We start from the raw sequence: 13,304 nt of genomic DNA on the forward strand, positions 1-13,304 counted from the left end.
GTATATGGATATTGGCACTTTTGGATATAGGGGACAATTAAGGCTGGTTGATAGACTGTGTTTGTCTTCAATGGTTAAAACTGGGCAACGCGTTAAGTTTTTTAGTTATGATAAAATAGAAATTTACCGGTTGGTATTGAACTGCATGAAGCCGAATCAATCCTCCCACATTCGGCAATTTATCGTCTAGATCCTAATTTTTCTGATAGCAAACAGGGCTGCACAATTGTTCAATTTTCGGATTTTTTTCGTGTTATGCTGATGAAATATCGGCAAGGCGTTTGGTTAGATACAGATGTTTATCTCATTAAACCATTTCACCCAAATGCAGATAAAATTTGGCTTGCAAAAGAAAATGCTGTAAGAGTAGGCGTTTCTGCACTTTATTTTCCATCGGATAACCCTATTATAAAAGTGTTTGAAGATTATTGGGTAGGCACAGAAATTGTTCCTAATTGGCTTGGATTTAAACATCGTGTTTGGAAACCATTCTGGTTAAAGAGGAAAAAATGCCGATTTTACCGGGAAGTCTTAGAGTTACGATTTTTGGCAATGATGGTATTTCCCGATTAGCCAAACGATATGGTTTTTTTCGTGAAGCAAAGGAAAAGGAAACTTTTTATTATTGGACGGGGCGAAAAACTGAACATATTTTTGATCCTGCTTTTGGCCTTAAACCACTTTCAGATCCACGTTTAATAGGATTTCATATTCACAAAAAGACAAAGACTACTCAAAGACCTCAGGAGGGAAGCTTTTATCATTGGGCAGAGTCTCACATTCCTGATGAGCACGATTTGTTTTGATAGAGTTATTATGACTATTTTAACCACTGGGATTTTAATCTTGCTTGAAGAGCATTGATAGTGACTTGCGTAAGATATTAGCCTATGGAGAAAGGCATTGAATGCGTAAAGAGCGATTGTTATATGAACGGAAAGTGAAAACATGAGTGATCCAATGAAAACAGCATTAAGCCTTGTGCCTATGGTTATTGAACAGACTAATCGTGGTGAGCGGGCCTATGATATTTTTTCTCGTCTTTTAAAAGAGCGGATTATTTTTATTAATGGTCCTGTTGAAGATAATATGGCGATGCTTGTTTGTGCACAATTGCTTTTCTTGGAAGCCGAAAATCCTAAGAAAGAAATTAGTCTTTATATCAATTCACCTGGTGGTGTAGTGACGTCTGGTATGGCAATTTATGATACTATGCAGTTTATTCGCCCTCCTGTTTCTACACTTTGTATGGGGCAGGCTGCATCTATGGGATCATTACTTTTAACGGCTGGAGCGAAAGGTCACCGTTTTACATTACCAAATGCACGTATTATGGTGCATCAGCCATCTGGTGGTTTTCAAGGTCAGGCTTCGGATATTGAACGGCATGCACAAGATATTATAAAGATGAAACGGCGTTTAAATGAAATTTATGTTCAACATACAGGTCAGGATTATGAGGTTATTGAGAGGACTCTTGACCGTGATCATTTTATGACGGCGGAAGAGGCCAAGCAATTTGGTTTAGTTGATGATGTTATACAATATCGCGCAGAAACTGAAAAAGAAGAAAAAGATTAAGAGTTTTTATAGAAAAAAGAACTACTTTTAAAAAAGAGCTTTGTAAGAATATCGTAAAATATAAGGAAAAATACCTAAAGATATTATGAAATACAGTTTTTATATGTCTTTTAATTTTTGTTATGAAAAACTTCCTTTGAAAAGACGAAGTATTCATATACTGTGGTGAAAGGAAAGAAAAATGAGCAAAATTGGCAATAGTGGGGGCGAATCAAAAAATACTCTCTATTGCTCGTTCTGTGGCAAAAGTCAGCATGAGGTGCGTAAGCTTATCGCAGGGCCTACTGTATTCATTTGTGATGAATGCGTGGAGCTTTGTATGGATATTATTCGTGAAGAAAATAAATCTTCTGGGATTAAGGCACGTGATGGTGTTCCTACTCCACAGGAAATTATAACAGTTCTTGATGATTACGTCATTGGCCAGCAACATGCAAAGCGTGTTCTTTCTGTTGCTGTCCATAATCATTATAAGCGACTTGCGCATCAGTCTAAGAGCAATGATATTGAGTTAGCAAAATCAAATATTCTTCTTGTTGGTCCAACAGGATGTGGTAAAACTTATCTAGCACAAACACTGGCGCGTATTATCGATGTGCCTTTTACGATGGCAGATGCAACCACTTTAACTGAAGCTGGCTATGTCGGTGAAGATGTTGAAAATATTATTTTAAAGCTTCTTCAAGCTGCTGATTATAATGTTGAACGTGCGCAGCGTGGTATTGTTTATATTGATGAGGTTGATAAGATTTCTCGTAAAGCTGAAAATCCTTCTATTACAAGGGATGTTTCGGGGGAGGGTGTTCAGCAAGCATTGTTAAAAATTATGGAAGGAACGATTGCTTCTGTTCCTCCTCAAGGTGGGCGTAAACATCCGCAACAAGAGTTTTTGCAGGTTGACACAACAAATATTTTATTCATTTGTGGGGGAGCTTTTGCTGGTTTAGAACGGATTATTTCAGGGCGTGGTGAGAAAACTTCTATTGGTTTTTCCGCCACAGTTAAAGCACCTGATGAACGTTGTGTTGGTGAAATCTTTCGTGATTTAGAGCCTGAAGATCTTATAAAGTTTGGTTTGATACCAGAGTTTATTGGGCGTCTTCCTATTGTAGCCACCTTAGAGGATTTAGATGTTCATGCCCTTGTTCAAATTTTGTCTCAACCTAAAAATGCGTTGGTGAAGCAATATCAGCGTCTTTTTGAGATGGAAAATGTTGAGTTAGCATTTCATGAAGATGCTTTACGGGTTATTGCTAAAAAGGCGATTGAGCGTAAAACTGGTGCGCGTGGTTTACGTTCTATTATGGAAAAAATACTTCTTGAAACGATGTTTGAACTGCCGTCTCTTGAAGGTGTTCAAAAAGTGGTCATTTCAAGTGATGTGGTTGATGGAAAAGCACGTCCTCTTTACATTTACTCAGAGCGTGTAGAAGATAAAGAAAATGTATCGGCATGATGTTGTGCGATAAGTGGTAATAAACACCATTTGAGGATGGATGTTTCTGAATATTATAGTCATAATGCTTGATTTATATGTTTGCAGTTACCACTTCATGTATTGTGGAAAGTTGAGGTTTTCTGGGGGTGGTTTTGTGTAGGGGATAGATGATAGGCTCCAGAAAGGAGAGTTATGCAATATATTGATGAAAAGACAGATGAAGTAAGAGAGGGGTTTTACGCTGTTTTACCTCTTCGTGATATTGTTGTTTTCCCACATATGATTGTTCCGCTTTTTGTGGGTCGAGAAAAGTCGATTCGTGCTCTTGAAGAAACAATGGCGGTTGATAAACAGATACTTTTAGTCACACAAAAAAATGCTTCTGATGATGATCCAAAAGCAGAAGATATTTATGATATTGGTACGTTTGCCAATATTCTTCAACTTTTAAAGCTTCCTGATGGAACTGTAAAAGTTTTGGTTGAAGGCACTGCACGTGCAAAAATTAGCCAATTTGCTGCGAATGAAGATTATCATCAGGCTTATGCTTTTGCTACAGAAGAGTCTAGAGAGAATGATGTTGAGATTGAAGCTCTTTCAAGGTCGGTAATTTCTTATTTTGAAAATTATGTAAAACTTAATAAAAAAATTTCTCCTGAAGTTGTTAATGCTATTGGACAGATTGATAATCCTTCTAAGCTTGCTGATACTATTGCTTCTCACTTAATGATTAAACTTTCAGAAAAGCAGGAAATATTAGAGCTATTACCTATACGTCGTCGCCTTGAACGCGTTCTTTCTTTCATGGAAGGAGAAATTTCTGTTTTACAGGTTGAAAAGCGTATTCGTTCGCATGTTAAACGGCAAATGGAGAAAAACCAACGAGAATATTATCTCAATGAGCAGATGAAGGCTATTCAGAAAGAGTTGGGGGCGGGTGATGATAGCCGTGATGAGCTCTCTGAATTAGAAGAACGCATCAAGAAGACAAAACTTTCCAAGGAAGCACATGAAAAAGCTGGAGCAGAATTGAGAAAATTACGGAATATGTCCCCTATGTCTGCAGAGGCGACAGTTGTACGTAACTATCTTGATTGGTTATTAGCAATGCCTTGGGGCAAAAAATCGAAGATTAAAAACAATTTAGACTTTGCTGAAAAAATCATGAATAATGAGCATTTTGGGCTTGAAAAAGTCAAGGAGCGCATTGTCGAATATTTAGCAGTACAAAGTCGTGCATCGAAGATAAAAGGGCCTATTATTTGTTTATTGGGGCCTCCTGGTGTTGGGAAAACATCACTAGCGCGCTCTATTGCAAAAGCGACGGGGCGTGAATATGTTCGTATTTCCTTAGGAGGGGTGCGGGATGAAGCAGAAATTCGTGGGCATCGCCGGACATATATTGGCTCTATGCCCGGAAAAATTATTCAGTCTATGAAAAAAGCTAAAAAATCGAATCCGCTTTTTTTACTTGATGAAATTGATAAAATGGGACAAGATTTTCGTGGAGATCCCTCATCAGCTTTATTAGAAGTACTTGATCCTGAACAAAATGGTACATTTATTGATCACTACTTAGAAGTAGAATATGATCTTTCTGATGTCATGTTTATTACCACTGCAAATACGCTTAATATTCCAGGGCCGTTACTGGATAGAATGGAAATTATTCGTATTGCTGGCTATACTGAGTGTGAAAAAATAGAGATTGTTAAGCAGCATCTTTTACCAAAAGCATTGAAAGATCATTGTTTGACTAAAAAAGAATTCAGTGTTTCTGAAGATGCTATAAAGTCGATTATTCAATTTTATACACGTGAAGCGGGGGTTCGTAACCTTGAGCGTGAATTAATGAAAGTTGCGCGTAAATCAGTAACAAGAATTCTTAAAACACACCAAAAATCTATAAAGATTACAAAAGATAATATTGATGATTTCCTAGGTGTTAAACGTTATCACTACAACCAGATTGAAGGAGAAAATCAAATTGGTGTTGTGACAGGCCTTGCGTGGACAGAGGTTGGTGGAGAGCTCTTGACCATTGAAGGCGTTATGATGTCAGGTAAAGGCAAGATGACTGTAACTGGAAATTTACGTGATATCATGAAAGAATCAATTTCAGCTGCAGCATCTTATGTACGTTTTCGGGCTGTTGATTTTGGCATTGAACCTCCGCTTTTTGATAAACGTGATATTCATGTTCATGTTCCAGAGGGTGCTACACCAAAAGATGGGCCATCAGCAGGGATTGCGATGGTAACAGCAATTGTTTCAGTCTTAACAGGGATAGCAGTACATAAAGATATTGCAATGACCGGTGAAATTACTTTACGTGGGCGTGTTTTACCGATTGGAGGATTAAAAGAAAAATTACTGGCTGCTCTTCGAGGAGGAATAAAAAAAGTACTTATTCCTGAAGAGAATGCAAAAGATTTGGTTGATATTCCCGATGATGTCAAAAATAATATGGAAATTATTCCAGTAAACCATGTGAGTGAGGTTCTTAAGCATGCTTTGGTTCATTTTCCTGAACCTATTGAATGGACAGAGCCTTCCACGGTGCCTGTGCCTCTTAGAACGGAGAGTGACAGTGAGGGAATACAGATTGCACACTGATTCATTTATCTCATTTGAAACAGCATTTTTAAAGCAGCAGAAGGTATTTTTGTAGTTGTTTTTCTGTTTATTTTGAAAAAAAGTAAAAAATTCCGTGAATAACTGTGATTATTGCTAAAAAAACAATGTTTTGGATAAAAATAAGGCTTCAGTTTGCTGTACTTTTCAATAAACTGCTCAATAACACGATTAAGTTGTGTTATTCGGTAATATAGGAAAGGAAATGTTCCATGAATAAAAGTGAATTGGTTAGCTCCGTTGCTGAAAAAGCGGGTGTTTCGAAAGCGCAAGCTGGCTCTGTTGTTGACGCTTTTATCGCTTCTGTAACAGAGGCCTTGGCTTCAGGAGGAGATGTTCGTCTTCCAGGTTTTGGTTCTTTTGAAGTTTCTCATCGTGCTGCTACAAAGGGACGTAATCCTTCAACGGGTGCTGAAATTAATATTCCAGCGCGTTCTGTACCTAAATTTTCTGCAGGAAAAAGTCTGAAAGAAGCTGTTAATAAAAAGTAATTTCAATAACTCTAAAAAAACCCGATTTTATTTATAAGCGGGTTTTTTTAGAGGTTTTTTTCCACGTGGATAGTTACAGCATCTACTTACTTTAAGGCTGTTTAGTGCTCTTTAAAAATTTTACAGTTTAGTTTTGTGTTGCAAATTTATGGGCTTGTTAAAAAAGCATCTTTCAATACTTCCAAGCCCATTACACAATGACATCTTCCCATAAAAATAATATTGATGAATAGTATAATGTAAAAGCTATAGGGATCCACTATCTTTATGCTTATCAAGGAGTAAGCGAGTACCGTCATTGTATTTGTTAGTTCCCAATTGCGATAGCTCTTATATTGGAACGATTCATGAGAGGCATTTGGGCTTCGTGCTTCAAGTGTTTTTACTCACATAATAATCCCGTTTGTGATGTGCAAGGGAATGGTTTTAATTCATTGTAATCGGATTAGAAATGTATGAATTTACAGTATCTTGAGCTCTTAATTTAATATGCAAAACGATAGATTATTATGATAATCAATATATTAGAGTGACAATAAGAGCGATCAAAAAGCCGTTCTCGTGGGAGTTTGATATATGTTTAATTGCCTTATTTAAGCTACTATATTTCACATCATTTTTTAAATGATTGGGATATATTTTAATTTTTTTACGGTGGTGCAGGTTTTCTTTACAATAAAGGAATTTTTTAAGATTCTGATAGTGTTTAATAAATAATAGACTGGAGCGTGATGTTTATTAAGTGTGATAGTCAGTATCATAAAAAGACTCTAGAATGATTTTGCATGAAAGTTATTGAGATATGTTGAACAGAGAGTGCGTTTTCATAGAAAAGAGCTGTTTTGTTCTTTATCTGCTAACCATTGAATACAATCATTGAGAGCTCTAGCAGTTAGTGCTTGTTTTTTTGCTAATTTTTTTTCTTTGCTTAGTAAGCGTTTTCCTAAGTGTTTCATAGGCTCGACAGGGGGGAAAAGTCCAAAATTGATATTCATTGGTTGAAAGGATTGTTTTTCTGATTCTTCTACCACAATGTGTCCACTCGTAATATGGTTTAAAAGAGCTCCAAATGCTGTAGTTGATGGTGGTAGGCAAAAGCAGTTATGATGATACTCAGCAGCGGCAAAACGCCCAGCAAGAAGCCCTATTGCAGATGATTCTACATAACCTTCACATCCGGTAATTTGTCCTGCAAAACGCAGCTGAGGTCTTTGTTTCAAACGAAGTGTTTGATCAAGAATGGTGGGAGAATTGAGGTAAGTATTGCGGTGAAGTCCACCAAGGCGTGCAAATTCAGCTTTTTCAAGACCTGGGATCATTCTAAAAATACGAACTTGTTCTCCATATTTCAGTTTTGTTTGAAAACCGACCATATTATAAAGGGTTCCAAGTTTATTGTCTTGGCGTAATTGGACGACGGCATAGGGTTTAACTGTGGGATTATGGGCATTGGTTAATCCCGTGGGTTTCATAGGACCATATCTGAGGGTTTCAAGTCCACGCTCAGCCATAATTTCAATTGGTAGGCATCCATCAAAATAGGGAGTTTTTTCAAAGTCACGGAATTCTGTTTTTTCAGCATTTTTTAATGCTTGAACAAAGGATTCATATTGTTCTTTATTGAGAGGACAATTAAGATAATCCTTTCCTGTTCCTTCTGGTCCGATCTTGTCGTAGCGAGATTGATACCAACAAATATCCATATCAATACTGTCAGTATAGATAATAGGAGCAATAGCATCAAAAAAAGAAAGCGCTTCTGTTCCGGTTATTGCTTGTATTGCTTGAGTCAGTGCTGGTGAGGTAAGGGGACCTGTTGCAATGATAATATGATGCCAATTTTCAGGGAACTCTTGAATTTCCTCACGTTCTATCGTTATAAGAGGATGATTTTCAAGTGCTACTGTAACAGCTTTGGAAAATCCATCGCGGTCAACGGCAAGAGCACTCCCAGCTGGGACTTTGTTAGCATCAGCGGCTTTCATAATGAGGGATTTTGCCAATCGCATTTCGGTATGTAAAAGTCCTACGGCATTTGTTGATGAATCATCAGAACGGAATGAATTTGAACAGACCAGTTCTGCAAGCTTATCGGTTTTATGAGCATCAGATTTCTTATGAGGCCGCATTTCATGTAAAATAACGGGGATTCCTGATTGAGCAATTTGCCAGCATGCTTCACTGCCTGCCAGACCACCACCGATGATATGAATTGGAGTACTGAATGTATTTGACATAACTTACTTTTAGCGGAAGCAGTTCTGTATGGGAAGCATAGATTTTTTTATAATTTTGTAAGAATGACGCATATTTGTTTTTTTTAATATATTTATTTGCTTTTTTTCTCTAATTAATGCTATAGAGACGCCGCTTGTATAAGGTTATTGGTTTGTAAGCTTGAGCGGATGTGGCGAAATTGGTAGACGCACCAGATTTAGGTTCTGGCGGGAGACCGTGGGGGTTCGAGTCCCTCCATCCGCACCAAAGGAATTGTTTGAGCACTAAGAACTTTTATGTGTTTGGAATTCCGCTTCATGGTGATTTAACACTCAAGTGTTAGAATGGTAGTATTATCAGAGTGAGCTTATTCACTCTCCTCAGAAAATAAAGGTTGTTTCATGCAGGTTACCGAGACGCTTAATGAAGGACTGAAGCGCGAAATTAAGATCGTGGTTCCAGCGCGAGATTTAGAAGAAAAGTTAAATGAACGGTTAGATGATACCAAGGGTAAGATTAAGCTTAATGGTTTTCGTCCTGGTAAGGTTCCTGCTGGATATCTACGAAAAATGTACGGTAAGTCTTTTATGGCGGAAATTCTCAATGAGATTGTCAATGATGCACCGCATTCTGTTTTAGCTAATCGCAATGAACGTTCGGCAATGCAGCCGCAAATTGATATAGATGAAGATGAACAAATTCTGGATGGTAAAGCTGATTTTGTTTTTCGTTTAAAATATGAAGTTTTGCCAAAATTTGAAATTAAAGATTTTGAACATATTGAAATTACCCGCGAAGTTGCGGCTATTCCTGAACAAGAGATTGATGATCAAGTAAAGCGTGTCCTTTCTTCCACGCGGAATTATTCACTAAAAGATGGTGTTTCTGAAGAAGGGGATCGTGTTACAATAGATTATCTTGGCAAGCTTGAGGGGGTTCCATTTGAGGGGGGAGCAGATAGTGATGCACAATTAGTTCTTGGGTCAAAACAATTTATTCCTGGTTTTGAGGAACAATTGGTTGGTGTGAAAGCAGGAGATGCCAAAACAATTTCTGTTAAATTTCCTGATAATTACACTGCAGTACATTTGGCTGGTAAGGATGCAGAATTTGATATCACTGTTAAAGCTGTCTCTAAACCGGACGAGCTAAAGATCGATGATGAAGCTGCGCAAAAAGTTGGTTTAGAATCTCTAGATCGCTTGCGTGAAGTTGTTCGTGGACAGATTGAAAGTCAATATGGCTCAATGACACGTCAAAAAATTAAACGTCAAATTCTTGATGCTTTAGATGCTGATTATAATTTTGAGATTCCTGAAGGACTTTTAGCAATTGAATTCGATAATATATGGGCTCAGGTTAATGACGATTTAAAAAAGGCTGGGCGCAGTTTTGAAGATGAAGGTGTTACAGAGGAACAGGCGCGCGAGGAATATCGTGTACTTGCACAGCGTCGTGTTCGTTTAGGTTTGGTACTTTCTGAAATTGGAATGAAGGTTGGTGTTAAAGTAAGTGAGGATGAGCTAAAAGCAGCGGTTTTTGATCAGGTTCGTCAGTATCCTGGACAAGAGAAAGAAATTATGGATTTTTTCCGTAAGACTCCGGAGGCTGTTGCGAATTTACGTGCTCCCATTTTTGAAGAAAAAGTCATTGATCATTTGCTGTCACGGATAAAAGTCACAGATAAAGAAGTGACCGTTGAAGAGCTCATGAAGGAATATGACGAAACAGATTTAACAGAAAAAAAACCGGTAAAGAAAAAATCTGAAACAAAAGAAAAAGGTGCTGAGAAAGTTCCAACGAAAAAGAAAGCGCCTAAAAAAGGTTAATATTTACATTCACAGAAAAAGCCCGATAAAATCGGGCTTTTTTTATGAGAACAATATTCTAAGCTTGCACTCAGAGTGATTTTAGATTAGCCATCAGATGTATTTGGAAATATTGATAGTGGATTGGCAATGGATATCGTTGATACGCGCACTCCTGATTCTAAACGTTTCATTTCTGGCGTTACAGGTGATTGGGAAGTCATCATTGGCATGGAGGTTCATGCACAGATCATATCAAATTCAAAACTTTTTTCAGGGGCGTCAACAAAATTTGGTGCTGAGCCAAATAATAATGTTTCGCTTATTGATGCTGCCATGCCTGGTATGTTGCCTATTATTAATCAAGAATGTGTCTGTCAAGCCGTTCGAACGGGTTTGGGATTAAAGGCAAAGATTAATTTAAAATCTGTTTTTGATCGTAAAAATTATTTTTATCCAGATTTACCGCAGGGATATCAAATTTCTCAATTTCACTATCCAATTGTAGGAGAGGGAAAGATTATTATATCTGTTGGTCCAGATTCGAATGGCCAGTTTGAGGACATTGAAATTGGGATTGAGAGATTACACCTTGAGCAGGATGCTGGAAAGTCGATGCATGATCAACATCCAACAATGTCTTTCGTAGATCTCAATCGTTCTGGTATCGCTCTTATGGAAATTGTTTCCAAACCAGATATGCGTTCATCAGACGAAGCCAAAGCTTATATGACTAAATTGCGTACAATTGTTCGTTATTTGGGGACCTGCGATGGCAATATGGATGAAGGATCTATGCGTGCGGATGTTAATGTGTCAGTTCGTCGTCCTGGTGAGAGTTTTGGAACACGCTGTGAAATTAAAAATGTGAATTCTATTCGTTTCATTGGTCAAGCGATAGAGTATGAGGCGCGTCGTCAGATTGCAATTTTAGAAGATGGCGGTACAATAGACCAAGAAACCCGACTGTTTGATGCCGCTAAAGGTGAAACGCGGTCTATGCGCTCAAAGGAGGAAGCGCATGACTATCGTTATTTTCCTGATCCAGATCTTTTACCGTTGGAATTTGATCAGGCCTTTGTTGATGCTTTGGCGGTGGAATTACCGGAATTGCCGGATGACATAAAAGCACGTTTTGTCAAGGAGATGGGATTGACAGTGTATGATGCTTCTATTCTTGTGACAGAAAAAGCGATTGCTGATTATTTTGAAGAAGTAGCACGGGGGCGTGATGGAAAAATTGTTGCCAATTGGGTGATTAATGATCTTTTGGGTGCTTTAAACAAAGATAATCGTGGGATTGAAGCGACGCCGGTGACACCAAAGCAATTAGGGGGGATTATTGATCTTATCAAAGAAGGAACAATCTCTGGAAAAATTGCCAAAGATCTTTTTGAGATTATTTGGAATGAGGGTGGAGATCCGCGTCAGATTGTAGAAGAGCGCAATATGAAGCAGGTAACGGATACAAAAGCTATTGAGCATGCCGTTGATGAAATTATTGCGAAAAATCCTGAGAAAGTGATGCAGGCAAAACAAAAGCCTGCTTTAGCTGGTTGGTTTGTTGGACAAGTCATGAAAGAGACGGGGGGAAAGGCAAATCCTCAAACTGTTAATGAATTGATTAAGGTAAAACTTGGTTTAGAGGATTAAGTTTTAGAGAATAGAGAAAAGCTCATAGATAGAGTGTTTTGTCGTTAAGGAATATGAATGAGTCTCTCAAATGAAGAGGCAATTGATTTTTACCAGTGAGATTTTGTTTTCATTCATTTAAAATGTTATAACATATTTGTTCCAACAATTGATTTTGTAAATATATTAGAAGAGATGAAAGAGAAGATGGTTCGTTTTTTGAAGCAAATCTTTACGTGGTGGAGTGGGAATACCATAAATACACGCTTTTTTACGTGGTGGAAAGGTAAGCGCATAGGGGAAGATCAGTTTGGGAATATTTATTATGAGGGAGGCATTCATAAAGATGGATACCCACGTCGTTGGGTCATTTATAAAGATTATTCTGAAGCTTCTACTATTCCACCAGGGTGGCATGGCTGGATTCATCATCGCTGTGAGTGTCCACCGACGCAGGAGAATTATAAAGCGTATGAATGGGAAAAGCCTCATGTTGCGAATATGACAGGGACAAGTGAAGCTTATCGACCAAAGGGGGCGATCACTTACAGCGGCAAACCTCCTTGTGTGCATGAAGATTATGATGCATGGTCACCTAAAAAGTAAAATATTTTAATGTATGTGTATTTTTCTTATTTTGTCCTATCTTGTGGTTAGAATTATTTTTTAGATGTGATTAATTTGAAGTGATGAGAGTTTTTTTAGTGTTAGGATTAAGACGCTTTTTTTGTCTTTTATTCATGGCAATAGTTGTGATTATGTCCTCTGCTGGTGGAGTGCAGGCTGAGCGTATTAGCAATGGCATTGCTGTTTTTGCAGGTCTTGACAAAATTACGGGTCGCACTACGCGTTTTGAAGTTTCACTTGGTAAAGTTTATCAATATGGTGCTTTGCAGGTGATGCCGCGGGCATGTTATACAAGTTCTAAGGATGAGCCAACCCGTACAACCGGATTTATTGAAGTCAATGAGGTAACATTAGATAAAAAAATACGGCGTATTTTTACAGGATGGATGTTTGCAGATAGTCCTGGCTTGAATGCTGTAGAGCACCCTATTTATGATGTGTGGTTAAAAGACTGTAAGCAGTCTTAATGAAGGCTATACTACTTTAATAGCCTTATTTTATAAATGATGTATTGAAATCAAGTTTAAATATTAATGAATATTTTCTCACGATGACTTTTAAAACTATAGTGTTTCGATATCGAAGTTAAAGGCTTGTTGATGTTTTTGTATTTCATTGGCAAGTTGCCTATCTTACCTTTATATCGGTTTTTATGAGGGTGCTCGCTATCAAATTGGTAAATTGTAATTGTAAGCTGTTCTTCTATACAAAGAGAGCGTCAATGAATAGAGAGTTTTTTTGATTGAGAAATAACAGATTAACGATGTGGTTATGAATACCGTAAAAGTTTTAGATAACTTAAACGATCCCATTTCATTGAGTATGGTACGGAATTTTGTGGATAATATTCTTCACATCCAGTTCTTTGAAGATATC

Annotated in this window: 9 protein-coding genes, 1 tRNA gene and 1 pseudogene; 10 read left to right on the forward strand and 1 reads right to left on the reverse strand. The window is 37.7% G+C overall.

The annotated features are described in order from the left end of the window. Positions 1-4 precede the first annotated feature (4 nt). From J7R12_RS04715 to J7R12_RS04735, 5 genes and pseudogenes are all read left to right on the forward strand, one after another. Positions 5-806 (forward strand): annotated as a pseudogene (locus J7R12_RS04715) (hypothetical protein). Between the two features lie 142 nt (positions 807-948). Beyond that, positions 949-1,581 carry an ATP-dependent Clp endopeptidase proteolytic subunit ClpP gene (gene clpP / locus J7R12_RS04720; RefSeq protein WP_126603115.1) on the forward strand — a complete coding sequence of 211 codons (633 nt, stop codon included), beginning with the start codon at positions 949-951 and terminating at the stop codon, positions 1,579-1,581. A gap of 181 nt (positions 1,582-1,762) precedes the next feature. Further along, positions 1,763-3,037, forward strand: coding sequence for an ATP-dependent Clp protease ATP-binding subunit ClpX (clpX, locus tag J7R12_RS04725; RefSeq protein ID WP_126603117.1), 1,275 nt, complete (start codon positions 1,763-1,765; stop codon positions 3,035-3,037). Positions 3,038-3,211: 174 nt separating this feature from the next. After that, positions 3,212-5,635 (forward strand): endopeptidase La, encoded by a 2,424-nt coding sequence (lon, locus tag J7R12_RS04730; RefSeq protein WP_126603118.1) that lies wholly within the window; start codon positions 3,212-3,214, stop codon positions 5,633-5,635. Positions 5,636-5,865: 230 nt separating this feature from the next. Then, positions 5,866-6,144, forward strand: a complete 279-nt coding sequence (locus J7R12_RS04735) for an HU family DNA-binding protein (RefSeq protein ID WP_074380782.1) — start codon at positions 5,866-5,868, stop codon at positions 6,142-6,144. 824 nt (positions 6,145-6,968) lie between these two features. On the opposite strand, the gene trmFO is transcribed toward J7R12_RS04735, so the two are convergent. Continuing rightward, complete coding sequence (gene trmFO, locus J7R12_RS04740; RefSeq protein WP_126603120.1) at positions 6,969-8,381, reverse strand: methylenetetrahydrofolate--tRNA-(uracil(54)-C(5))-methyltransferase (FADH(2)-oxidizing) TrmFO; 1,413 nt, start codon at positions 8,379-8,381, stop codon at positions 6,969-6,971. 164 nt (positions 8,382-8,545) lie between these two features. Between trmFO and J7R12_RS04745 the strand changes: the two genes are divergently transcribed. From J7R12_RS04745 to J7R12_RS04765, 5 genes are all read left to right on the forward strand, one after another. After that, positions 8,546-8,628 (forward strand) — tRNA-Leu (locus J7R12_RS04745). Between the two features lie 134 nt (positions 8,629-8,762). Beyond that, complete coding sequence (gene tig / locus J7R12_RS04750) at positions 8,763-10,190, forward strand: trigger factor (protein WP_126603122.1); 1,428 nt, start codon at positions 8,763-8,765, stop codon at positions 10,188-10,190. Positions 10,191-10,319: 129 nt separating this feature from the next. Next, positions 10,320-11,822 (forward strand): Asp-tRNA(Asn)/Glu-tRNA(Gln) amidotransferase subunit GatB, encoded by a 1,503-nt coding sequence (gatB, locus tag J7R12_RS04755; RefSeq protein ID WP_126603124.1) that lies wholly within the window; start codon positions 10,320-10,322, stop codon positions 11,820-11,822. A gap of 186 nt (positions 11,823-12,008) precedes the next feature. Next, the gene (locus J7R12_RS04760) at positions 12,009-12,407 is read left to right on the forward strand and encodes an NADH:ubiquinone oxidoreductase subunit NDUFA12 (protein ID WP_126604028.1); all 399 of its coding nucleotides are present in this window, start codon (positions 12,009-12,011) and stop codon (positions 12,405-12,407) included. 83 nt (positions 12,408-12,490) lie between these two features. Continuing rightward, on the forward strand, positions 12,491-12,895 hold the full coding sequence (locus J7R12_RS04765) for a DUF2155 domain-containing protein (RefSeq protein WP_126603126.1): 405 nt from the start codon (positions 12,491-12,493) through the stop codon (positions 12,893-12,895). The last annotated feature ends 409 nt before the right edge of the window (positions 12,896-13,304 follow it).

Origin of the sequence: Bartonella vinsonii subsp. vinsonii (assembly GCF_902825235.1) — a bacterium.
GTDB lineage: Bacteria > Pseudomonadota > Alphaproteobacteria > Rhizobiales > Rhizobiaceae > Bartonella > Bartonella vinsonii.